Origin of the sequence: Stenotrophomonas sp. YIM B06876 (assembly GCF_030711595.1) — a bacterium.
Classification (GTDB): Bacteria; Pseudomonadota; Gammaproteobacteria; order Xanthomonadales; family Xanthomonadaceae; genus Stenotrophomonas.
The window spans coordinates 95,790-118,572 of record NZ_JAUJUJ010000003.1 but is presented as its reverse complement, the minus strand read 5'-3'; the positions used below and the strand labels follow the sequence as shown (position 1 = coordinate 118,572).

The following is a 22,783-nucleotide window of genomic DNA, read 5'->3' as shown; positions in this document are numbered from 1 at the left end:
CGCCAGTCCCCGTGGAAAAAGCGAAGCCCCGCCGGAGCGGGGCTTCATTCCCTCTGCCCGGGCGCCGTGGATCGGCGGCCGGACCTGCTCTCAATCCGCCTTCGCGGCCTTCTGCTCACCCTTCTGGCCGGTGCGATACAGCAGCCAGCCCACCAGCGCCAGCACCACCAGGCCGATCCACTGGCCCAGATGGAACGTTTCCGGCAGCGCCAGCACGTCGGCACGTGCCGACACCACGATCGGAATCGCGATGGCGATGCCCATCAGCGCCTCACCGGTGATCAGGCCGGCCGAGAACAACACGCCGGGGCGGTGCGCGACGTCGCGGCCTTCCTCGTTATCGGGATGCAGCTTGTGGAAACGCTCGACCAGATGCGCCAGCAGGCCCCCCAGGAAGATCGGCACCATCAGCTCCAGTGGCAGGTAGATGCCGATGGCCGCGGCCAGCACCGGCACACGGAAACGCTTGCCGGTGGCCTTGAGCCAGTTGTCCAAAGCGATGATCACCGCACCGACCGCCACCCCCAGCGCGATCATCATCCACGGCAGCTCGCCGCCAAACAGGCCGCGGGCCACCGAGGCCATCAGGTTCGCCTGCGGCGCGGCCAACGCGTTGGGATGCTCGGCCGTGGGCGCACCGATGCCGTAGGCATGGGCCAGCAGGTTCAGCACCGGCGCCATGATCAGCGCGCACGAGAACGCGCCGATGCCCAGCATCAGCTGCTGCTTCCACGGGGTCGCCCCCACCAGATAGCCGGCCTTGAGGTCCTGCAGGTTGTCGCCTCCGACCGCCGCGGCGCAGCACACCACCGCGCCGATCATGATCGCGGCCACCGCACCGATCGGCGAATCGCGACCGAGCATCAGCACCAGGATCGCCGAGGCGAACAGGATGGTGGAGATGGTGATGCCCGAGACCGGGTTGTTGGACGAACCGATCAGGCCGGCCAGGTAGGCCGACACCGACACGAACAGGAAGCCGGCGACGATCATGATGATGGTCATCGGAATACTGACCAGCCACTGGCCGACGATGGCCTGGTACAGCCCCAGCAGCGGCAGGGTGAACAGCAGCAGCGCCACCAGCATCCATTTCATCGGCAGGTCGCGGTCGGTTTCGGCCACCTGCACACTGCCGGCGCTCTTGCGCGCGGCGGCAAAGCCGCTCTTGATGCCCTTGAGCAGCGACTTGCGCAGCGAGAACAGCGTCCAGATGCCGCCGATCAGCATCGCGCCCACGCCCAGGTAGCGGATTTTCGCCGCCCAGATCGAGAACGCGGCATCGGCCGAGGAGGCGGTGGCGATGGAGGCCGCCAATGCCGGATCGGAGTTCATGAAGAACGCCTGGTACAGCGGAATGGCGATATGCCAGGACAGGATCGCGCCGGACAGCACCACGATGCCGACATTCAACCCGACGATGTACCCCACGCCCAGCAACGCCGGCGACAGGTTGGTACCGATGAACGCGGTGACCTTGGAACTGCCCAGGTAGGCCGACTGCACCCAGGTATCGGGAATCACCCGCAGGCCACTGGCCGCGGCCAGCTTGACCGTGGCGCCAATGGCGGCGGACACCGCCAGGATCTTCATCCCCGGGCCTGGATTGTCACCGGCCTTGAGCACTTCGGCCGCGGCCTTGCCTTCCGGGAACGGCAGCGGGTCTTCGACAATCATCGAGCGCCGCAGCGGCACCGAGAACAGCACGCCGAGCAGGCCGCCCAGGCCGGCGATACTCAGCACCCACCAGTATTTGAAGTCGGGCCAGTAGCCCATGATCACCAGCGCCGGGACAGTGAAGATCACGCCGGCGGCAATCGAGGAGCCGGCCGAGGCGCCGGTCTGGACGATGTTGTTTTCTAGGAGGGTGCCGCCACCCAGCAGGCGCAGCACACCCATCGAGACGACGGCGGCGGGAATGGCGGTGGCGATGGTCAGGCCTGCGAACAGGCCGAGGTAGGCGTTGGCGGCGGCAAGGATCACCGCCAGCACGATGGACAGAACCACCGCCCTGAAGGTGAGCTGGCGTGGTGCAGCGTTGTTCATGGATGCCCCTGATGGCAAAAAACTTCCTCACGCTATCCCCAGCCGCCGTTCAAGTCCAGCCGCCACCCTTGCGCGCAATCGCGGGGCGACAGCCGCTACCCGCCACCGCATCCGTTGCGGCAAAGCCAGCGGCCGCATCCGGCAAGATGGCCGGCGACAGCTGCCACGCACCGCCGGCAAGCACGCGGCGCGGCCCTATACTCGCGGCGGTCTCCCGCCCGCCCGATGCCGATGCCCACCGCTGCCGCACTGCCCGCCCCCGCTTCCGACGATTTCCTCGGCCACCCCAAAGGCGTCTACGTCTGTTTCTTCACCGAGATGTGGGAGCGCTTCTCCTTTTACGGAATGAAGGCGCTGCTGCTGCTGTACCTCACCAAGCACCACCTGTTCGGTGACAAGGCCGGGCTGGACCTGCTCGGCGCCTACGGTGGCCTGGTGTATTGCCTCCCGGTATTTGGCGGTCTGCTGGCCGATCGCTGGCTGGGCATGCGCAAGGCGGTGGTGTTCGGCGGCATCCTGCTGGTGTTGGGCCATATCGGCATGGTGGTGGAAGGCACGCAGGCCAGCCGCATCGGCGGGGAAGTGGTCCGCGACGAAGCCGCGCTGGGGGTGACCTATCTGTCGCTGGCGCTGATCATCATGGGCGTGGGTTTCCTCAAACCCAACATTTCCACCATCGTCGGCAAGCTCTACGCCGCCAACGATCCGCGCCGCGACTCGGGCTTTTCGCTGTTCTACGCCGGCATCAACCTCGGCGCGCTGTTCGCCTCGCTGATCTGCGGCTTCCTCGGCGAGGCCTATGGCTGGAAGTACGGCTTCGGCGCTGCCGGCATCGGCATGGTGGTGGGACTGTGCATGTTCCTGTGGGGGCAGAAGTACCTGCACGGGCATGCCGAACCGGCGGAGCCGGCACGCCTGCGTGACCGCATTGCCGGGCTGCCGCGCGAGTGGCTGATCTACGCCGTCGCGGTGCTCGGCGTGGTGCCGGTGGCCGGACTGATGTGGGCCGCGGCCAACGGCGCCTTCGCGCTGGGCGGAGAGCTCAGCCTGGCCTTGATGCTGATGATCGTGGTGCTGGGCGGCGTGCTGCTGTGGTTTGCCTGGTTCACCGGCACCCAGTGCACTCCCGTGCAACGCCAGCAGATGATCGCGTTGATGGCGCTGATCTTCATGGCGCTGGTGTTCTTCACCCTGTACGAGCAGACCTACGGCTCGTGGGTGACCTTCACCGACCGCCTGTTGACCAAGGACATCGTGCCTTCACTGGTGATCCGCCAGGGCACGCCGCTGCCGTGGTCGATCGCCTCGCTGCTGCTGGCGCCGCTGGGCTTCGTGGTGGCCGCGCGCCTGTCCGAGCACGCGCCCGCCTCGGCGGCACCGCGGCTGCTGTTTGCCGGCATCGCCAGCCTGATGCTGGTGCTGCTGGTCCGCGATTGCCTGGTGCTGCCGCAGACCGCCGGCTCGTTGACCTATCTTGGCGCCCTGTTCCTGGTCCTGCTGGCGCCGCTGTTCGCCGCCTTGTGGGCCTGGCTGGACAAGCACCGGCTGGATCCGTCCAAGCCGCTGAAATCGTCCTTCGGGCTGGTGTTCGCCGCGCTGTCATTCATCCCGCTGGCGCTGGCCGCCCAGCAGGTGGGCGTGAGCGGACAGATGGCCAGCGTGTGGTGGCTGGTATTGGCCTACCTGATCCTGGAGATCGGCGAGATGTGCCTGTCGCCCGTGGGCCTGTCGGCGGTGACCCAGCTGGCCGCCCCGCGCGTGGTCAGCCTGATGATGGGCACCTGGTTTCTGGCCACCGCGTTTTCGGAAACCCTGGCTGCGCTGTTCGGCAAGCTCGCCGCCATCGAGGTGCCCGAAGGCGAAGTGATGAACCTCGCCGACGCCGCCGCGCGCTACGAGCACCTGTTCTGGCTGCTGATGTGGATCGGCCTGGGCTGCGCGCTGCTCGCCCTGCTCGCCTCGCCACTGCTCAAGCGGATGATGCACGGCGTGCGCTGAGTGCGCACCGCCCCGATGAAAATACAAACGGCGCCTTATGGCGCCGTTTGTAGTTGCTGACTTCTCGTGCTGTATCCCGCCTCGAGAGAGGCAGCAGTTTCACGGCTGGGCAGCACCCTGCGCAGGACGTCCGCCAAGATGGCGAGACAGGAAACCCAGCAACTTGGTGTAGTACTCGCGCTGGTGCGGCTCGGTATAGAAGCCATGGCCCTCAGTATCGTAGTACAGGGTTTCTACCGGCACGCCGGCCTTTTCCAGCGCGGCCGCCATCCGCTTGCTGTGCTGGATGGGTGCCCGCTCGTCCTTGCCACCAGCAGCCAGGAACACCGGTACCTTGATGCGGTCAGCCAGGTTTACCGGCGACACCGCCGCAAGCTGACTGCGCTCGCCCAGCCACTCCCGCAGATAGGTTTCACCCGAGCGCCGGCCCTGGATATCACCGGTGCTGTGCATGAGTGGCAGATCGTATACACCCACGTATCCGGCAGCGCATTGGTACAGCCCCGGCTCCTTGGCCACGCCCATCAGTGCGGCATACGCGCCATAACTCGCGCCGTAGATGCAGATCCTGCGCGGATCCGCATGCCCCTGTGCGATCGCCCACCGGGTGGCGTCAGTGACGTCATCCTGCATCGTACCGCCCCACTGCCGGGCACCGGCATGCTGGAATGCTCGGCCATAGTTCCCGGAACCGCGGTAGTTGACCTGTAGCACGGTGTAGCCTGCAGCCGCCAGCATTTGCGCATCGCGGTCGTATTCCCAGGTATCGAAGATGCCGAAGGGGCCGCCATGGGGCATCACCACCATCGGCCGGGCTCCGCTCACTCCGCGGGGCACGGTCATGTATCCATGGATAGGCAACAGGTCACGCGCGTTGAAGGTGAACAGTTCCACGGTGGCCATCATGTTCGGATCGACCCAGTCGCTGCGGCTGATCAGGTGCGAAGCCTTCCTGGCGACGGTGTCGTACAGAAAGAAGTCTCCGGGGTTGTTGCCCGACCACGTCCGCACCAGCATCAGCCGGCCATCCTTGGTACTGGACGTGACAAACAGCGGATCACCTCCGAACGCCGCCTCCAGGCTGCGGTACATCCGTGCTTCCGGTGATGTCTCATCGAAGAACAGGGTTTTATGACGGCCATCCATCACCTGCGCCCCGACCGGCATCGAGGTGCCGTTGCGGTAGATGATCGACAGCGGATCGGCGCCTTTGTCGTGCAGCACCTGCTTGCGCTCACCACTGGCCGGATCCCAGGCCACGATGGTATCGGTGCCCTGCCCGGCCTGGATCTGCAGATAGACCAGGCGATTGTCTTCGGAAAATCCCAGTGGCGTCTCGATGCGGCCACTGACATCCTCATCGTTGATCAAACGCCACTCGCTACCGGCACCTTCGCGATAGTAGAGCTTATTGACGTTGTCCACGCCCGCACCGTGCGTCAGGCGAACCTCACCGGTGTTGTCTGTTGTGAAAGAGGCGCGGCGTACAGGAGCACGCGCTATCGGGACACGGCGGCCATTGCGCACATCCAGTTTTTCCGCCCGGGTAAACGGCTCTGTTCCCGTCATCGGCCAGACCGAAATCACTGCATGGCGGTCATCGTTCGGCAGCGGATCAGTTAGGAATGCAACCACCATCTCGACCTTCTTCGGCTGGATCCGTGTGCCGGGACCATTGTCCTGCACCCGGTATCCGACCAGCAGGTCAGCCTGACCACCATCGGCATTGATGGCATAGATTTCACCCGTGGCTTGCGGTTGATCCCGCACGCCGAATTTCTCGGCGAGACTGATTAGCACCCGTTCGTCATTGACCCAGTCAAACCCGCCCACATGCCCGTTGCGGGCAGGCACGAAAGTTCCGGTAAGCACATTGTCCTTACGCCGGAAGACAGCCAGGGCGGTCTTGTCTTCCATCGGCACCGTCGCGGCGTAGTACTCGCCGGTCGGCGACAGCTTGATATCCGTGAACTTGTCCTTGCGGATGAAGTGCCCCAGATCCACCGCCACTGCATGACCCGCCAATGCGCACAGCACCAGCACGGCAACCCATTTCGCCCCCTTCATTCCCTTCCCCTTTTCGTGGACATCCCCGCCCACATCGGCCGGATTCTAGCCGCAGATCGAGCAGTGAATGCAAAGCGGGACAGCGCAGCGGCGAAATGGTGGAAAGGCATTATCAGCAAGGCAAAGCCGGCGAACCTGCGGAACAGCGCCGGCAGCGGCTTGCCCATCGGCGCGCATACGCAATTCGCTCGATCTAGGCAAACTGTCCGGCGGATCGTCGCGCCAGTCCACCGGCAATGGACAGCACGACCGATCACATCGATCGCCGTGCACGGATTATTGATCGCAGGCGAAAGCGCACGCGATGCGACTTCCCCCAGGACCAGCAGTCCGAACCGCGGATCCTGATCCAAGGATCTCTGCGCGCCAACCATAAAGGCCGGGCGCCAGCAGGGCTGGCAGCCACACTCTCACCTGCAGCTTGCGGGTGAACTGCAACAGCTCCCATCTCCAGCGCGTGCTCATGCCAATCATCCGCAACTAACGGCGAGTTTACTTGGGTCGATTCCCGCGCTTCGCCAGATCACGCGCCTGCCTCACCGCATATGGCCTGTGCCACAGACCGGAACCCGGAAACAAAAAGGCCCGCGACAGGCGCGGGCCTTCCGGTGGACTGCCACGGCATGCCGTGGTCGGGCGCAATCAGAACGGAATGTCGTCGTCGGCGAAATCGTCCATCGGTGGCGGAGCCGGCTGCTGCTGCGCGGGAGCCTGTCGCTGCGGACGCTGGTTGTATCCGCCCTGGTCCTGGCCGCCGCCCTGGCCGCCGCCGTAGTTCTGGCGCGGCGCGGACTGGCGCTGCGGACGCTCACTGCCCATGCCGCCGCCACCGCCGCCTTCACCGCGACCACCGAGCATCTGCATCTCGTTGGCGACGATGTCGGTCGAGAATTTTTCCACGCCGTCCTGCCCGGTGTACTTGTCGTAGCGCAATTCGCCTTCGACGTACACCGAGCTGCCCTTGCGCAGGTACTCGCCGGCGATCTCGCCCAGCTTGCCGAAGAACACCACGCGGTGCCATTCGGTGCGTTCCTGCTGGTTGCCGTCCTTGTCCTTGCGGACACTGGTGGTGGCCAGGCTGATCCGGGTGATCGCCATACCGGCCTGGGTGTATTTGGTGTCCGGATCGTTACCGAGGTTGCCGACCAGGATGACTTTATTGATGCCGCGAGCCATAGGTGCTTTCTTCCGTAGGGAGGTACCCGCCGGATGCGGGCATAGCCAGTGGAGTATAACGATCCGCGGCCGGATATCGGACTACCCCCGGCTGCGGTGTGGGGCAAATCCAGGCCCGCGGTCGTTGTGGCGGACGGCTTTCGCCCGCGCGGCCTATAATCCGGCCACGTCCCAAGTCCTGACCGCATGAGCATCGCCGAAGACATCCGCCCCGCGCTGGGCCTGCCCGACATCCAGACCCTCGCAGCGCCCGACATGGCTGCCGTCGATGCGCTGATCCGTCACCGCCTGTCTTCGGATGTGGTGCTGATCAACCAGATTGCCGACCACATCATTTCCGCCGGTGGCAAACGCCTGCGGCCGATGCTGGTGATGCTGGCCGGGCGTGCGGTGGGCGCGGCCGGCGCCGATCACCACCAGCTGGCGGCGATCATCGAGTTCATCCATACCTCCACCCTGCTGCACGACGACGTGGTCGACGAGTCCGACCTGCGCCGTGGCCGCAGCACCGCCAATGCGCTGTGGGGCAATGCGCCCAGCGTGCTGGTCGGCGATTTCCTGTATTCGCGCAGTTTCCAGCTGATGGTGGAACTGGACCGGATGCCGGTGATGCGGATTCTGGCCGACACCACCAACCGCATCGCCGAAGGTGAAGTGCTGCAGCTGCTGCACGTGCACAACCCGGACACCGACGAGGCCGCCTACCTGCGCGTGATCGAGCGCAAGACCGCAGTGCTGTTTGCCGCCGGCACCCGTCTGGGCGCGCTGGCCAGCGACGCGGATGAAACCACCCAGCAGGCGCTGTACGACTACGGCATGCATCTGGGCTATGCGTTCCAGATTGCCGACGACGTGCTGGACTATTCGGCCAATGCCGACGAGCTGGGCAAGAACCTGGGCGATGACCTGGCCGAGGGCAAGGCCACGCTGCCGCTGATCCACGCGATGGCGCATTCGGATGCGGCCACCCGTGAGCGGCTGCGCGAGATCGTGCAGAACGGCGATGCCGGGGCGATGCCGGAAGTGCTCGCCGCGATCCATGCCACCGGCGGGCTGGAATACAGCCGTCGCCGCGCCGCGCAGTACGCCGAGGCGGCCGAGCAGGCACTGGAAGGCATTGCCGAAAACCCGGCACTGGCAGCGCTGCGCGGACTGGCCCGCTACGCCATCGAACGCAGTCACTGAGCTTCGGTACTCGTAGAGTGCGGCGGTGCCGCGCCGGGGCCTCGCCAGTAGCGCTCCCGGGCGCGGCCCGGCGCTACACCGGGCCGCACCCCCTGCTCAGTGCCCCAGGCGCTCTTCCAGGAAATTGCCCATCATTTTCCAGGCACGCTTCGCCGCACGCGGGTCGTACATGCAGCCCGGCGGGCTGTCGGCGTCGGCTTCGGCAAAGCAGTGCACCGCACCACTGAAATTGACGAACTGCCAGTCGGCGCCGGCCGCATCCATTTCCGCCTCGAATGTGGCGATATCCGCGGCGCTGACATTGCGGTCCGCGGCGCCATTGAGCACCAGCAGCGGCACCTTGCCGCTGTGCGCCGCGGCCGGCATCGGCGTGGCCAACCCGCCATGGAAGCTCACCACCGCCGCCAGCGGCATGCCGGCACGGGCCATTTCCAGCACGGTGCTGCCGCCGAAACAGAAACCGACCGCGGCGATGCGCGAGGCATCCAGCGGCGCATTGCCCGCCTGTGCCTTGAGCACCTCCAACGCCTTGTGCGCGCGGCCCCGCAACAGGGCGCGATCCTTCAGCAGCGGCTGTGCGGCGGCCGCGGCCTGGGTGTTGTCCCGCGGCCGCAGGTTCTTGCCGTAGACATCGGCCACCAGCACCACGTAGTGGTCGCCGGCGATCGTCCTGGCCCGGTCAATCGCCGCGGCATTGACGCCCTTCCAGTTGGGCACCATCACCACGCCGGGACGCCGCGCCGGGCCCTTGTCGTCGTAGACCAGCACCCCGCTGAAGGGGGTGCCATCGAGTTGCCACTCCACCGGGCGGGTTTTCATCGCCGCCAGCGCCGGCAGGCTTGCCAGCCCCAGCACCACTGCCGCGCCCCACCGCCAGTTCCTGTCCATGCGCCCGCTCCTCGAAGAAAGAGCGCCCACTGTAGGGCCAGCCGTGTGGACAGCACATCGACATGGTCCACCGCCACGCACTGCCCGCAGGCAGCATCGGGACAATCCCGGGCGTCCCCGGCAGCGGCACGCCGGCCTGCGATGTCGATGCGTCGGGCAGGACGCGGCAACTCCGCCCACCCGCCCCGGAGCTAGGCGATACCGAGTCCGGGAATGGCGCTGATCGCCTCCGGGTCGAAGCCGGCCAGCTCGGCGAAATGGCGACCGCGGGCCACATAGTCGCGATAGGCGCCGAAGCTGGGCGCTCCCGGCGACAGCAGCACCACCCCGCCCTGCGCGCCCAGCGCGGCGCGGGCCAGTTCCACCGCCTGCGGCAGGTCGGTGGCAGCATGCAGTCCGAAGCGGCCCTGGTCGGCCAACGGCTGCAACAGCGCATGGATGCGCGGACCGTTGTTGCCCATGGTCACGATCTCGACCGGCGCGTTGTCACGCATGTGCTCGGCGAAGTCCTGCCAATCCACACCGCGATCATGCCCCCCCACCAGCAAGGCGATGCGCTGCCCGGCGAAGCAATCCAGTGCGGCCAGCGTGGCATGTGGCGTGGTGCTGATCGAATCGTTGATCCAGACGATGCCGTCGCGCTCGCCCAACCGCTGCAGACGATTGGGCAGCGGACGGAAACCCTGCACCGCCGGCGCCAGTGCCACCGCATCCAGTCCCAGCGCTTCGATTGCCGCCAGCACCGCGCACAGATTGCCGCGGTTGTGCCGGCCCGGCAGCGGCGTGTTCGAGGTGTCGAACACCGCTTGCGCGCCGCGATGGACCACCTCGCCGACCATGTGCCAGCCTTCGGGCTGGTTGAACCACACGATCTGGCTTTGCGGCAGTTGCAGCGCGCGCAGCTGCGGATCGGCGGCGTTGAGCACGGCGATGCGGGGATGACCCTCGTTCACCAGTGACAGTTTGTCATCGACATAGCGCTGCTCGCTGCCATGCCAGTCCAGATGCTCGGGGAAGATGTTCAGCACGATCGCCACGTCCGGACGTGCGCCACTGTGGGCCACATCCGCGGTCTGATAGCTGGACAGCTCCAGCGCCCAGTAGTGCGGCGCCGACTGCGGGTCCAGCACTTCCAGCAGCGGCAGGCCGATATTGCCGGCCAGCCCGGTGCGATGACCGGCCGCGCGCAGCAGATGCGCCAGCAGCGAGGTCGTGGTGCTTTTGCCCTTGGTGCCGGTCACGCACACGCTGCCGCGGACCACGCCGTCGTCATCAGCGTGCTCGCCAAACCACAGCGAGGTGCCACCGATGAAGCGGGTGCCCGCTGCCGCGGCGTGGCGCGCCGCCTCGCCATACGGGCTGATGCCCGGCGACTTCACCACGACGTCGAAACGTGACAGCGCTGCGGCGGTGACGTCGGTTTCCAGCTGCAGCGCGCCAGCGGTTTCGGCGCGCGCGGCTGCCGCTTCGGACTCCGGGCAGAACAGGGTCAGCGGCAGCGACGGCAACCGCTGCTGCAATACATGGAATGCCGCACGGCCTTCGCGCCCCCAGCCCCACAGCGCGACGCGCTTGCCCTCAAGCTGCGAAATGCGCACGCAGACGCTCCCACAGCCGTGCCGGGATGCGATGTTCACCGTCGATCACCAGCAGGGGTTCGACCTGCAGTTCCGCAGCGTCCAATCTGGGCTGGATCTGGCCGATGAAACGCTTCACCAGCACGTCTTCCCTCCACTCCGGGCGGTGGCCCAACGTCGCCAGCGCCGCCCGCGACTCCTTGCCCTCGCCCACGCACTCGAACGGCTTGTGGTCGCCGAACTCCAGCAGCGCATCGAAGCCGGCGGCCTGTTCGCTGTCATCGAGCAGGTTGCGGCCGAAGATGCGCACCAGCCGGGTCTTGGGCATGAACGGGGCCAGCGCCAGGAACACGAAATGGCACTTCGGGCAGACCCCGCACCAGCGGTTCACCGGGCGCTCGCCGAGGATGTGGAAGTTGCGGTTGCAGCTGGAAAAATGCGCGTCGTAGTAGTCGCTCTTGGCGAACTGGCGCGCCACCGCCAGCTCCGACAGCGGCCGCAGCAGCGAGTAGTAATGCAGGTCGGCCGCCACATGCCGCTGTACGTGCTCACCGAACGCCTGCTCGAACGCCCAGCCCTTGGACCACTGGTGGTTGACCTCGCCGGTGCCCGGAATCTGGCTGCCGTAGCTGGCCGAACGCTCGTTGGAGAACACCACCTGGTCCACGCCCTGCACCAGCGCGGCCAGCACCAGGATCGCTGAATTCACCGCGGTCACCGGGATGTGGCCGTTCCACGCGCCCTGGCGGTTGAGCTCGAACAGCTCCGGCGCCAGCGCGCGGCCGATATTGAGCATCGGCAGCCCGGTACGCTCGGCGCAGGCGCGGATCAGCTGCGAGCCGCCGATCCAGGTGACGATTTCGGCCACGCCCAGCGAACGCAACGCTTCGATGCTGACCAGCGAGTCCTTGCCACCACCGATGGCGACCAGCGCATGCTCGCGCAGGCCCAGCGCCGGCGCGGTCGTGGTTTGCCCCGCCACGGGCAACTTGAAGCGCCCGCGCAGGTTCAGCCCGTTGCGATAGGCGAACTCACCCAGCCCGTTGAGATAGACCGTTTCCACCAGCGCCGCGGTCGCCGCATCGATCGCATAGCTGTCGATCGTCACCTGCACCGGCACCGCCGCCTTGTAGTAGCTGACGCCGGCGATCAGGTGCAGCAGTTGCAATGCGCGCTGCAGCGCCGCCTCCCGCGCTTCATCCAGCACGAATGGCGCACCGGGAAGGGTGACCGTTTCGATCAGCTCGGGACCCTCATCGAAGGCGTAGACCAGCTGCGCCACGCCGGTGTCGGCAGCAAATTCGCAGCGGACGAAGCGGAAGCGGGACACCTGGTGTTTATCAAAAGCGGTCATGGCGTATCCGGAAAATCAGGCGAGCCGTTTTCGCGCCAAGGCGCGGCGGCACAACGGGGGACTCTGCAGCGGCACGCAGGCCTCAGGGCGCGTCATCGATGACGTCCTCGCGCGGCAGCTCGCGCTGGTTGTAGGTGTTGGCCATGCTGTAGCCATAGGCGCCGGCATCGGCGATCAGCATCACGTCGCCCGGCGCGGTGGAGGCCGGCAGGCGACGGCGCTTGCCGAAGATGTCGGAGGATTCACAGATCGGGCCGACCACGTCGAACGCGGTATCGGCATCGTCGGCCAGCCGCTGCAGGTTGACGATGTCGTGCCAGGCGTCATACAGCGCCGGCCGCATCAGCGCGTTCATGCCCGCATCCAGGCCAACGCGGCGTACGCCGTCCTTTTCCACCACCTGGGTGGCGTGGGTCAGCAGCACGCCCGACTCGGCCACCAGATAGCGGCCCGGCTCGATCGCCAGACGGAACGCCGGGTGCAACGCCTTCACGTCGGCCAGGCCGGCGGCCCACGCTTCCAGATCGAACGGCTCGTCGTCGTCGCTGTACGGAATCGGCAAGCCACCGCCAATATCGATGGTTTCCACGCTGCCGATGCGGCGCGCGAACCCGGCCAGCTCGTCGCACATCAGGCGCCAGTGCTGGGTGGTTTCCACCCCGCTGCCCAGATGCGCGTGCAGACCGACGATGCGGGTGCCCAATGCGGTGGCCGCCTGCACGAATTCGTCCACGCGCGCCGCCGACAGCCCGAATTTGGAATCCTTGCCGCCGGTACGGACCTTGGCGTGGTGGCCTTCGCCACGGCCCAGATCCACCCGCAGCCACAACTCGCGGTTGCGGAACAGCTCCGGCCAGCGCTGCAGCGCCTCGACGTTGTCCAGGGTCACGGTCACCCCCAGCGCGAACGCCGCCTCGAACTCGGCCTTGGGCGCGAAGCTGGGGGTGAACAGCACCCGCCGCGGCGAAAGTTCCGGCAGCACATTGAAGACGTGCTTCAACTCGCCATGCGAGACGCATTCCAGGCCGAAGCCTTCGCGCACCAGCAGTTCCAGGATCGCCGGGTGCGAATTGGCCTTGATCGCGTAATAGCGCTGGTCGATCGCCGCGATCGCCATCAGTGCCCGCGCCCGCGCCTGTACCGTCGGCAGGTGATACACGTAGCGCGGGGTGCCGGCCTTGGCCAGCATCAGCAGATGGTCGCGCTGGCCCTTCCACCACGGCGTCTGGCGCGGACGGAGGGTGCCGGCGATCTCGCGCCAGCGCGGACCGAACACGCTGGTCTCTTCCACCGGCATCGCGCCGCTGTCGATCAGTTCGGCATGCAGGATCGGCAGCAGGCCATCGGCATCGGCCTCGTCGATCACGAAGGTCAGGTTCAGATCGTTGGACGACTGCGAAATCATGTGCACGCGCTCACGGCCGAACGTGGCCCACACGTCGGAGAGCTTGTGCAGCAGCGAGCGCATGCCGCGGCCGACCAGGGTGATGGCCGCGCACGGCACGATCACCTTGACCTTGCAGATCCGCGACAGGTCGGCCGACAGCGCCGCCAGCACATCGGTATTGACCAGGTTCTCGGACGGATCCAGCGACACGGTGACGTTGGTCTCGGCCGAACCGATCAGGTCCACCGACAGCCCGTGCTTGGCAAACAGCGCGAACACCTCGGCCAGGAAGCCGACCTGCTGCCACATGCCGATGCCTTCCATCGACACCAGCACGATGCCGTTGCGGCGGCTGATCGCCTTGACCCCCGGCACCGGCTCGGCGGCCCCGTCGATGCTGGTGCCCGGCATGTGCGGGCGCTCGGTATCCAGGATCGCCATCGGCACCCCGGCATCGCGGCACGGCTTGATCGAGCGCGGATGCAGCACCTTGGCGCCGGTGGTGGCGATTTCCTGCGCCTCGTAATAGTCCAGCCGGGTCAGCAGGCGGGCGTCGGGCACGTCCTTGGGATTGGCACTGAACATGCCCGGCACGTCGGTCCAGATCTCCACGCGGCTGGCACCGAGCAGCGCACCGAAGTACGCGGCCGAGGTGTCCGAGCCGCCGCGGCCGAGGATCGCGGTGCCGCCATCGGCGTGACGGGCGATGAAGCCCTGGGTGATCAGCATGCGCGCGGACTGGGCGGCAAAGCGCGCCGGCAGCCCGGCATCGCCCTGCCACTGGCAGTTCACCGACAGCCGCTGCGACCACGGCGTCTGGTTCGGCTGCGGCGGCTGCGCGTGCAACCAGTCGCGGGCATCCATCCAGCCGAAATCCAGCCCGCTGGCACGCAGGTAGGCGGCGCCGATGCTGGAGGACAGCAATTCGCCCTGCCCCAGCACTTCGGCCTGCCAGTCCAGCGTGCGTGCCGCTGCGCGCGGCTCGTCCAGCAGCGCCTGCAGCGCGGCCAGCCGCGCGCCGAGCACGGCCGCCGCGTCCAGCTCCAGTTCGGCCACGAATTCCTGGTGGCGGCTGACCAGCGCGGCGACACGCTCGCGGCTGTCGGCGGCGCCATCGGCAATCGCGGTCAGCTCGTTGGTGACCCCGGACAGCGCCGACACCACCACCAGCACCCGCCCCCCGGTCTCGTCCGCGCGTTTTTTGGCCAGTTTCCCGATCGTGTCCCAGCGATGACGACGCGACACCGAAGTGCCACCGAACTTGAGGACGATCCAACGATCGCCGGGGGGGGAAGCGGACATTGTAGGTAGGGGTTCGATAGTGGGGGAAAAACCCGGAGCGCCGGGCGCAACCTGCGATTCTAAGCCAAGCCCGGCGCAGGGTGCCGGCCGATTTCGCCTGCAACCACCGTCGCGTGAGCGCCTGCCGGGCCCGCGGCCACAGCGTGCGATCCGCCGCCGGCTGCAACCTCGCAGCGCGCGCCGCTCCCACCCCGGCAAACGCCACGCTGCCGCTGCCGCGTTCGCCCCGGGATCGACATCTCCGCAGCGCGGATGCTTGCCGCGCCGCGGATTGCTACAGTCCCCGGCCCTCATGCGTCGGAAAAACCCCATGCGCCAGCGCCGCTTCCTGCAACTGGATGTTTTCGCCGCACGTGCGGGCACCGGCAACCCGCTGGGCGTCATCGTCGACAGCGACGGGCTGGATGCCGCCGCGATGCAGGCCCTCGCCGCATGGCTGAACCTGTCCGAGACCATTTTCTTCCTGCCCGCGGACACCGGCGCCGATTACCACATCCGCATCTTCACCCCGAAGGCGGAGCTGCCGTTTGCCGGCCATCCCAGTGTGGGCGCGGCGTGGGCCGCCGTGGAGCTGGGCCTGGCCACGCCGGACGAGGATGGCCGGCTGGTGCAGCAATGTGCCGCCGGGCGGCTGCCGGTGCGGGTCCGGGGCGGGCGCCGATTCCGCGAACTGCATGTGCGCAGCCCGCAGGCGCAACGCCGCGATACCGCGGCCGGCAGCCTGCCGCCGGGGCTGGCCGCGCTCGCCCACCCGGAGCAGCCGCCGGTGCTCTGGAACAATGGGCCGGACTGGTGGGTGCTGGAGACCGGCAGTGAAGCCGGGCTGCGGCACTATTCCCCCGAGACGGCCGCGATTGCCACGCTGCCGGGTACCGGCAAACTGGCCGTCTTCGCCCCGGCGGCGCGACCGGACGTCGGCTATCAGTACGTGGTGCGCGCCTTCGCCCCGGGCGTGGGGATCAACGAAGACCCGGTGACCGGCAGCGCCAATGCGCTGGTGGCCGCGCACCTGCTTGCCCAGGGCCGGCTCAGGCCCGGCGCGCAATACCGCGCCAGCCAGGGCCGCGAACTGGGCCGCAACGGCGAAGTCCATGTGCAGGTGGACGCGGACCGCCATGTCTGGATCGGCGGCGAAGTGCAGCCGGTGATCGAGGGGCGGATCGACTGGTAGGTTCCCCCCTCCGACTCCTGCATCCGACCGCAATCCGCCGGCCGCCGCGCGCGCTGCGCGAAGACCCCGCCCCACACCTTTCACGCTTCAACATGGATACCGCAATGACCACTCGCCGCTTCCTGCAACTGGATGTATTTGCGCCGCGTCCCGGCACCGGCAATCCGCTGGCCGTGGTGCTCGACGCCGAAGGCCTGGACGATGCCGCCATGCAGGCCATCGCCCGCTGGACCCGGCTGCCGGAAACCACGTTCGTGTTCGCGCCCGCCGCTCCCGGCACCAGCTACCGCATCCGCATGTTCGCCCCGCAGAAAGAAGTGCCGTTTGCCGGCCATCCCAGCGTCGGCAGTGCCCACGCGGTGCTGGAAAGCGGGCTGGCCACGCCGGTCGCCGGGCTGCTGGTGCAGGACGGCATCGCCGGGCAGCTGCCGCTGCGGGTACACGGCGCTGGCGATGCGCGCCGCATCGCCATCCGCACCCCGCGCGCGACGGTGGCCGAAGTGGTCGGCGCCGACGATCCGCGGCTGCAACCGGCAATCAGTGGCTGGCCGCTGGGCGAACTGCCGCCGGCACTGATGGATGGCGGCCGCCGCTGGTGGCTGGTGGAGGTGGCCGATGAAGCCAGCCTGCGCGGCCTCGCCCCGGACTGGGACGCGATCGCCACCCTGGCCGAAGCCAGCGGCGCGATGGGGGTGTTCGCCTATGCCCGCTGCACGGGACAGACATATGAGCTGGCGGTGCGTGCGTTTGTCGGCAACGGCCGCCGCTTCGAGGACGCCGCCTCCGGCGCCGCCAATGCGGTGTTGGCGGCATGGCTGGATGAACGCGGCGCCCTGCCCGGCCGCGACAAACGCTATACCGCCAGCCAGGGCCGCGAAGTCGGGCACGACGCCGAGCTGGAACTGGCCATCGACGAGCACGGCGACGTCTGGTCGGGCGGCCAGGTGCAGACCGTCATCCGCGGCACGATCGACTGGTAGCGCCACTACCCTGCCAGGATGCCGGTTCCACAGCGGAACATCCCCCGTCGCGGGTGCCGGCGCGGCCCGGCAGCGGTCTTTAGGAGGCGCTGCCGCAGGCGGTTTGCCGCGGCCCTTGCAGTGCCCATCGCCCATGCAGGCACGCCGGGGCCGGCTTCAGACAAGCTGCGCCGGAAGCCGTCGCAACCGGCAGCGGGACTGGCGCATGGAACATGCAACGCGCCGGGCGCAACCTGCTTGCGGCGCGCCCCGCCCACCGGCAGCCCTCAACGCACCGCGGCGGTCCCGGTCGCCTGGTAGACCGGCTCGCCATCGACCCAGGTGGACAGCACTTTCAGCTCGCCCAGCTGATCGGCCGGGACCGTGAGCGGATCCCGGTCGAGGATCACAAAGTCGGCGCGCAGCTCAGGCTGCAGCCGCCCGACCTGCTGCTCGTCGTGGCCTGCCCATGCCGCGTCGCGGGTGAAACCGCGCAAGGCCTCGGCCGCGCTCAGACGCTGCTCCGGCTGCCAGCCGCCTGGCGGCTGGCCGGCACGATCCTGGCGGGTGACCGCGGCATACAGCCCCAACCGCGGGTCCACCTGCTCCACCGGGAAGTCCGAGCCCAGCGCCAGCCGGGCACCGGATTTCAGATAACGCTGCCACGCATACGCGCCTTTGATCCGCTTCGGCCCGACCCGTTGTTCGGCCCAGCCCATGTCCGAGGTGGCATGGGTGGGCTGCATCGAGGCGATCACGCCCAGCTTGCCAAAGCGCGGGATATCCGCCGGCGCCACCACCTGCGCGTGTTCGATGCGCCAGCGGTGATCCTCGCCCTTGCGGCTGCCCAGCACCTTTTCGTAGGTATCGAGCACGATACGGTTGCCGCGGTCACCGATCGCATGCGTGGCCACCTGCAGCTTGCAGCCCCCGGCCTTGCGCACCGCGGTCTCGAAATCTTCCGGCGAGGTGACCAGCAGGCCGCGGTTGTGCGGATCGTCGCTGTAGTCGGCCAGCATCGCCGCGCCGCGGCTGCCCAGCGCGCCATCCATGAACAGCTTGACCCCCTGCATTTTCAGGCGGCCGCCAGCATCGCGGTACGGCCCGTCGCGGCACAGATCATCCAGCGCCCCCTGGTTGCCATCGGCATAGGCATAGGCATCGATCCGCAGCGGCAAGCGCCCCTGCGCGGCGAAGCGCTTCATCAAGGCCAGATCCGCGCGCGACACGCCCATGTCGTGCACCCCGGTCAGGCCGTTGCTGACCGCTTTTTCCAGCGCCAACGCCAGCGCGCGTTCGCGGCTGGCCTCATCCAGTGCCGGAATCGCATCGGTGACCAGATGCATCGCGCCATCGACGAACACCCCGGTCGGCTGGCCAGTGCCATCGCGTTCGATGCGACCGCCTTCGGGCTGCCAGTCGCCGGCCAACGGCCGCGTGCCCTCACGTCCGGCAATCACCCGCAGCGCGGCGCTGTTGGCCCAGCCGGCATGGCCGTCAACCCGGTCCAGCCACACCGGCACATCCGGGAAGGCGGCATCGAGATCGGCGCGGGTGGGAAAGGTTTTCTGCGGCCACAGGTTCTGGTCCCAGCCATTGCCGCGCACCCAGGCGCCCTGCGGCACGTCGATGACAAACGCGCGCAAGCGCTCGATCACCTCGTCCTTGCTGCGTGCGCCGATCAGGTCGGCCTGCATCAGCGTGTAGCCCAGATACAGCAGGTGCGCATGGGCATCGATCAGACCGGGCACCACCGTGGCTTCGCCGGCGTCGATGCGCGGTGCCTGCGGGTACCGCTGCAGCAGCGCCGCGGCGGTGCCCACCGCGAGCACGCGCCCGTTGTCGGTGTCCCACGCCAGGGCGCCGGCTGCCGGCTGCGCCGGATCGCCGGTGTGGATGGTCCGGGCCAGCAGCACCCGCACTTCGGCGGCGCAGTGGCCCGGGTGCAGGCAGGCGGCCAGCAGGGCAAGACAGGCGATACGGCGCATGGACGGACACTCAGGAACGGGATGCGGCGACTATGCCGGCATCGCGCAGGACTGACAAACCGCGTCTGGCAACGCGCCGCCTCGGCGGCCAGCGCACTCAGTCGGCGCTGACGTCCACCCGCACGCGGATGCGCTCGCCGGGGTGGTAGTCACGACGGGTGTGATAGGTGCGCCCGGCGTACTCGTAGGTGACGTCGTAACCCGCCACCCGTTCGCGCTCCTGGCCATAGCCGACCGGCTCGCACACCTGCACATGGCTGCGCTGGTAGCCGCTGTTGCGGGTATTGGCCTCGTAGATGCTGCGGCCGGCGACACCGCCCACCAGCGTGCCCATGGCCGTGCCGAGATAGCGGCCATCGCCACCGCCGACCCGGCTGCCCAGTACCGCGCCGGCCACCCCGCCGATCACCGTGGCCAGCTGGCGTCCGGCCTCGTTGCCCCCGCCATAGCGCTGGTCGCGATAGCCGTCATTGCGGTAATCCCCATCGCGGTAATCGCCGTCATCGCGATAGCCGTTGTTGCTGACGTAATCCCCCCCGGCGCGGTCATAACAGCGCTGGCCGCGCCCTGCACCGTCGTCGACGATCACCGGGTCCACCCGCACCACGCGCGCATAGTCGTACTGCGGCCCGTTGCCATAAGCGCCCGGGCGGTATTGGCCATCGTCGTAGTAGCGGGAATCCGGCACATAGGCGCCGTCGTCATAGCGCTGTGCCGAGGCATCAAACGCCAACAGGCTGCCGACGATCAGCACACCGGGAAGTAGCGGGATCTTGACCATGGCAGCACAACCGGAACAGGGACGATGGCGTGGATGCTCGACCGCCCCGCGTGAAACGGTCCTGAACCGGGCCGGCCCCGCGGTGCGCGGTTGCCGGCCGGTCATGCCTCAGCTTGAAAACTCGGTTTCCAGCGTGATCGGCACCGCGCTCAGCGCCTTGGAAACCGGGCAGTTCTGCTTGGCATCGTCGGCCAGGGCGCGGAACCTGCTCTCTTCCAGCCCCGGCACCACCGCCTTGACCTTCAGCCGGATCTGCGACACCTGCGGGCCACCGTCCATCGACAGGTCAACGTCGGCACGGGCGTCCAGCGACTTCGGCGGAAAGCCGGCCTCGCCCAGCTTGGCCGACAGCGCCATGGCGAAGCAGCCGGCGTGGGCGGCGGCGATCAGCTCTTCCGGGTTGGTGCCTTTTTCGTCACCGAAGCGGCTGCTGAACGCATAGCGGACGTGGTCCATCAACCCGCTCTGCGGGGTGCTGAGCTGACCTTTGCCGGTCTTGAGGTCGCCTTCCCAGTGCGCGGTGGCATGACGCGAAATTCCCATTGCAAGTCTCCTGCGGTTGGATGGTCGCTCGACCATAGGACAACGCCCGTTATGGACTTGTGCGTCGCAACGTGCGGCGCTGCCGCATCGCGCTACATTGCCCATTCCCGCCATGACCGCCCTGCGAGCCCCACCGCTCCCGGGTAGCTGCGCACGGACAGCCATGACGCCCTTTCGATCCAGCACCCTGGAGGAACGGCTCATGCCCTACAGCACTCGGCAAATCCGCAATGTGGCCTTGGCAGGCCATCCCGGCGCCGGCAAAACCACCCTGTTCGAAGCCCTGCTGCATGCCGGCGGCACCCTGCAGACGGCGGGCACCATCGAACGCGGCACCACGGTTTCCGACCACGATCCGCTGGAAAAACAACGCGGCCATTCGATCGACAGCGCCCTGGCCAGCGTCGATCTGCCCGATATGCGCCTGAACCTGCTCGACACCCCCGGCTATCCCGAATTCCGCGGCGCCACCCTGTCGGCGCTGGCGGTGGTGGAAACGGCGGTGATCGTGGTCGATGCCGCCCGCGGAGTGGAACTGGGCACCCGCCGGCTGATGCAGCGCGCGCACGACCGCCAGCTGTGCCGGGCGATCGTGGTCAACAAGATCGATCAGGAAGGCGCCGACTGCGCCGCAACCCTGCAGGCGCTGCGCGAGGAATTCGGGCCGCAGCTGCTGCCGCTGAACCTGCCGGCGGACAACGGCCGGCACGTGCTCGATTGCTTCAGCCACACCGGCGGCGACAGCGATGTCGGGCCGGTGGCGCAGTGGCACCAGCGCATCCTCGACCAGGTGGTGGAGATCAACGAAACGGTGATGGAACACTATCTGGATCTTGGCGAAGGCGGGTTGTCGGGCGAAGAGCTGCACAGCGCGTTCGAGCAATGCCTGCGCGAAGGCCATCTGGTGCCGGTGTGCTTCGTCTCCGCCCGCACCGGCGCCGGGGTCGCCGAACTGCTGAAGATCGCGCAGACGCTGCTGCCCGACCCCGGCGAAGGCAACCCGCCGCTGTTCCTGGAACACGACACCGCAGCGCCGGTGCGTGCCGATCCGCAGGCCCCGGTGATCGCCACGGTGTTCCGCATCATCAACGATCCGTTCGTCGGCAAGATCGGTCTGTTCCGGCTGTACCAGGGGACGCTGCGGCGGGACATGCCGCTGCTGGTGGACGCTGCCCGCAAACCGGTAAAGGTGGCGCACCTGTTCCGGGTGCAGGGCAAGGACCATGCGCCGGTGGACAGCGTGGTGGCCGGCGACATCGCCGCCCTCGCCAAACTCGACGAACTGCACTATGGCGCGGTCCTGCACGAGCAGCCCGGGCACGACGATCTGCGCCTGCAGCCGATCGCGTTTCCCAGGCCGATGTTCGGGCTGGCAATCGCGCCGGCCAGCCGCGGCCAGGAACAGAAGCTGGCACTGGCGCTGGAGCGCATTGCCCAGGAAGACCCGGCATTGCAGATCGAGCAAGCCGGCGAGACCCATGAAACGGTGATCCACGGGCTGTCCGATCTGCATCTGCGGGTGGTGCTGGAACGGCTTTCCAGCCGCTACAGCGTGGAAGTGAACACCCGGCCGCCACGCATCGCCTATCGCGAAACCATCGGCGCGGCCGCCGAAGGCCATCACCGCCACAAGAAACAGACCGGTGGCGCCGGCCAGTTCGGCGAAGTGTTCCTGCGGGTGGCGCCACTGCCACGCGGCAGCGGCTTCGAGTTTGTCGACGAGGTCAAAGGCGGCACGATTCCCGGGCAGTTCATGCCGGCGGTGGAGAAAGGCGTGCGTCAGGCACTGGAGGCCGGCGCGGTGGCCGGCTTCCCGCTGCAGGACCTGCGCGTGACCGTGTACGACGGCCGCCATCATGCCGTGGACAGCAAGGAGATCGCCTTCGTCACCGCCGCGCGCAAGGCGTTCCTCGATGCCGTGGCCAAGGCGGCGCCGCAGGTGCTGGAGCCGCTGGTGACGCTGGAAGTGATCGCTCCCGAGGCGCATGCCGGCGACATCACCGGCGGCCTGTCCGCAAAGCGCGCGCGCATCAACGGCACCGACGCCAGCGCAGGGGAAATCGTCATCCACGCCCAGGTGCCGCTGTCGGAACTGGACGGCTACGCCGCCGAATTGAAATCGGCCACCGCCGGGCGCGGCCGTTACTCGCTGGATTTCAGCCACTACGAGCCGGTTCCGGCCACCGTGCAGCATCGGCTGATGGCCGCACACCAGCCACATCTGGACGAGGACTGAGCCCCCTGTCCGGCATGTTCCGGCGCCATGCGCGGCATGGTGCCGGCGCATAATCGCGGTTTGAGGCGGTTTTTATGGCTTTTTACGCGTTTGCCTATTGGCGGCGCCGGATACATGCCCTACAT

Annotated in this window: 16 protein-coding genes; 5 read left to right on the top strand and 11 right to left on the bottom strand. The window is 67.7% G+C overall.

Annotated elements, in window-relative coordinates; genetic code table 11:
- Positions 1-90 precede the first annotated feature (90 nt).
- Complete coding sequence (locus QZH66_RS02795; RefSeq protein ID WP_305804426.1) at positions 91-2,046, bottom strand: oligopeptide transporter, OPT family; 1,956 nt, start codon at positions 2,044-2,046, stop codon at positions 91-93.
- Between the two features lie 231 nt (positions 2,047-2,277).
- Here QZH66_RS02795 and QZH66_RS02790 point away from each other — a divergent pair, with 231 nt between their 5' ends.
- On the top strand, positions 2,278-4,044 hold the full coding sequence (locus tag QZH66_RS02790; protein WP_305804502.1) for an oligopeptide:H+ symporter: 1,767 nt from the start codon (positions 2,278-2,280) through the stop codon (positions 4,042-4,044).
- A 99-nt stretch (positions 4,045-4,143) separates the two neighbouring features.
- Here QZH66_RS02790 and QZH66_RS02785 read toward each other — a convergent pair whose 3' ends face one another.
- From QZH66_RS02785 to QZH66_RS02775, 3 genes are all read right to left on the bottom strand, one after another.
- On the bottom strand, positions 4,144-6,111 hold the full coding sequence (locus tag QZH66_RS02785) for a S9 family peptidase (protein WP_305804425.1): 1,968 nt from the start codon (positions 6,109-6,111) through the stop codon (positions 4,144-4,146).
- Positions 6,108-6,485: a DUF2254 family protein gene (locus QZH66_RS02780; protein ID WP_305804424.1), complete on the bottom strand. Its 378-nt coding sequence runs from the start codon at positions 6,483-6,485 to the stop codon at positions 6,108-6,110. Before QZH66_RS02780 ends, QZH66_RS02785 begins: the two co-directional genes overlap by 4 nt.
- 268 nt (positions 6,486-6,753) lie before the next feature.
- Positions 6,754-7,287 carry a single-stranded DNA-binding protein gene (locus QZH66_RS02775; RefSeq protein WP_305804423.1) on the bottom strand — a complete coding sequence of 178 codons (534 nt, stop codon included), beginning with the start codon at positions 7,285-7,287 and terminating at the stop codon, positions 6,754-6,756.
- A gap of 186 nt (positions 7,288-7,473) precedes the next feature.
- Here QZH66_RS02775 and QZH66_RS02770 point away from each other — a divergent pair, with 186 nt between their 5' ends.
- Complete coding sequence (locus QZH66_RS02770) at positions 7,474-8,472, top strand: polyprenyl synthetase family protein (protein WP_305804422.1); 999 nt, start codon at positions 7,474-7,476, stop codon at positions 8,470-8,472.
- Positions 8,473-8,568: 96 nt separating this feature from the next.
- Here the strand turns inward: QZH66_RS02770 and QZH66_RS02765 are convergent, their stop codons facing one another.
- From QZH66_RS02765 to QZH66_RS02750, 4 genes are all read right to left on the bottom strand, one after another.
- Positions 8,569-9,360, bottom strand: coding sequence for a dienelactone hydrolase family protein (locus QZH66_RS02765; protein ID WP_305804421.1), 792 nt, complete (start codon positions 9,358-9,360; stop codon positions 8,569-8,571).
- A 191-nt stretch (positions 9,361-9,551) separates the two neighbouring features.
- On the bottom strand, positions 9,552-10,958 hold the full coding sequence (murD, locus tag QZH66_RS02760) for a UDP-N-acetylmuramoyl-L-alanine--D-glutamate ligase (RefSeq protein WP_305804501.1): 1,407 nt from the start codon (positions 10,956-10,958) through the stop codon (positions 9,552-9,554).
- Positions 10,939-12,291: a UDP-N-acetyl-alpha-D-muramoyl-L-alanyl-L-glutamate epimerase gene (gene murL / locus QZH66_RS02755; protein ID WP_305804420.1), complete on the bottom strand. Its 1,353-nt coding sequence runs from the start codon at positions 12,289-12,291 to the stop codon at positions 10,939-10,941. Before murL ends, murD begins: the two co-directional genes overlap by 20 nt.
- Before the next feature lie 82 nt (positions 12,292-12,373).
- Positions 12,374-14,980, bottom strand: coding sequence for a bifunctional aspartate kinase/diaminopimelate decarboxylase (locus tag QZH66_RS02750; protein ID WP_305804419.1), 2,607 nt, complete (start codon positions 14,978-14,980; stop codon positions 12,374-12,376).
- A gap of 310 nt (positions 14,981-15,290) precedes the next feature.
- Here QZH66_RS02750 and QZH66_RS02745 point away from each other — a divergent pair, with 310 nt between their 5' ends.
- Positions 15,291-16,151, top strand: coding sequence for a PhzF family phenazine biosynthesis protein (locus QZH66_RS02745; protein ID WP_305804418.1), 861 nt, complete (start codon positions 15,291-15,293; stop codon positions 16,149-16,151).
- Between the two features lie 104 nt (positions 16,152-16,255).
- Complete coding sequence (locus QZH66_RS02740; RefSeq protein ID WP_305804417.1) at positions 16,256-17,131, top strand: PhzF family phenazine biosynthesis protein; 876 nt, start codon at positions 16,256-16,258, stop codon at positions 17,129-17,131.
- A gap of 266 nt (positions 17,132-17,397) precedes the next feature.
- Here the strand turns inward: QZH66_RS02740 and QZH66_RS02735 are convergent, their stop codons facing one another.
- The 3 genes from QZH66_RS02735 to QZH66_RS02725 form a co-directional block, all read right to left on the bottom strand.
- On the bottom strand, positions 17,398-19,098 hold the full coding sequence (locus QZH66_RS02735; protein ID WP_305804416.1) for an amidohydrolase: 1,701 nt from the start codon (positions 19,096-19,098) through the stop codon (positions 17,398-17,400).
- 97 nt (positions 19,099-19,195) lie between these two features.
- On the bottom strand, positions 19,196-19,879 hold the full coding sequence (locus QZH66_RS02730) for a glycine zipper 2TM domain-containing protein (protein WP_305804415.1): 684 nt from the start codon (positions 19,877-19,879) through the stop codon (positions 19,196-19,198).
- Positions 19,880-19,987: 108 nt separating this feature from the next.
- The gene (locus QZH66_RS02725; protein WP_305804414.1) at positions 19,988-20,422 is read right to left on the bottom strand and encodes an OsmC family protein; all 435 of its coding nucleotides are present in this window, start codon (positions 20,420-20,422) and stop codon (positions 19,988-19,990) included.
- A gap of 202 nt (positions 20,423-20,624) precedes the next feature.
- Here QZH66_RS02725 and fusA point away from each other — a divergent pair, with 202 nt between their 5' ends.
- On the top strand, positions 20,625-22,658 hold the full coding sequence (gene fusA, locus QZH66_RS02720) for an elongation factor G (RefSeq protein ID WP_305804413.1): 2,034 nt from the start codon (positions 20,625-20,627) through the stop codon (positions 22,656-22,658).
- Positions 22,659-22,783: the final 125 nt, after the last annotated feature.

Coding starts and splice junctions, on each gene's coding strand:
- QZH66_RS02795 (WP_305804426.1), bottom strand. CDS start 2,046: ATGAACAACGCTGCACCACGCCAGCTCACCTTCAGGGCGGTGGTTCTG.
- QZH66_RS02790 (WP_305804502.1), top strand. CDS start 2,278: ATGCCCACCGCTGCCGCACTGCCCGCCCCCGCTTCCGACGATTTCCTC.
- QZH66_RS02785 (WP_305804425.1), bottom strand. CDS start 6,111: ATGAAGGGGGCGAAATGGGTTGCCGTGCTGGTGCTGTGCGCATTGGCG.
- QZH66_RS02780 (WP_305804424.1), bottom strand. CDS start 6,485: ATGGTTGGCGCGCAGAGATCCTTGGATCAGGATCCGCGGTTCGGACTG.
- QZH66_RS02775 (WP_305804423.1), bottom strand. CDS start 7,287: ATGGCTCGCGGCATCAATAAAGTCATCCTGGTCGGCAACCTCGGTAAC.
- QZH66_RS02770 (WP_305804422.1), top strand. CDS start 7,474: ATGAGCATCGCCGAAGACATCCGCCCCGCGCTGGGCCTGCCCGACATC.
- QZH66_RS02765 (WP_305804421.1), bottom strand. CDS start 9,360: ATGGACAGGAACTGGCGGTGGGGCGCGGCAGTGGTGCTGGGGCTGGCA.
- murL (WP_305804420.1), bottom strand. CDS start 12,291: ATGACCGCTTTTGATAAACACCAGGTGTCCCGCTTCCGCTTCGTCCGC.
- QZH66_RS02750 (WP_305804419.1), bottom strand. CDS start 14,980: ATGTCCGCTTCCCCCCCCGGCGATCGTTGGATCGTCCTCAAGTTCGGT.
- QZH66_RS02745 (WP_305804418.1), top strand. CDS start 15,291: ATGCGCCAGCGCCGCTTCCTGCAACTGGATGTTTTCGCCGCACGTGCG.
- QZH66_RS02740 (WP_305804417.1), top strand. CDS start 16,256: ATGACCACTCGCCGCTTCCTGCAACTGGATGTATTTGCGCCGCGTCCC.
- QZH66_RS02735 (WP_305804416.1), bottom strand. CDS start 19,098: ATGCGCCGTATCGCCTGTCTTGCCCTGCTGGCCGCCTGCCTGCACCCG.
- QZH66_RS02730 (WP_305804415.1), bottom strand. CDS start 19,879: ATGGTCAAGATCCCGCTACTTCCCGGTGTGCTGATCGTCGGCAGCCTG.
- QZH66_RS02725 (WP_305804414.1), bottom strand. CDS start 20,422: ATGGGAATTTCGCGTCATGCCACCGCGCACTGGGAAGGCGACCTCAAG.
- fusA (WP_305804413.1), top strand. CDS start 20,625: ATGCCCTACAGCACTCGGCAAATCCGCAATGTGGCCTTGGCAGGCCAT.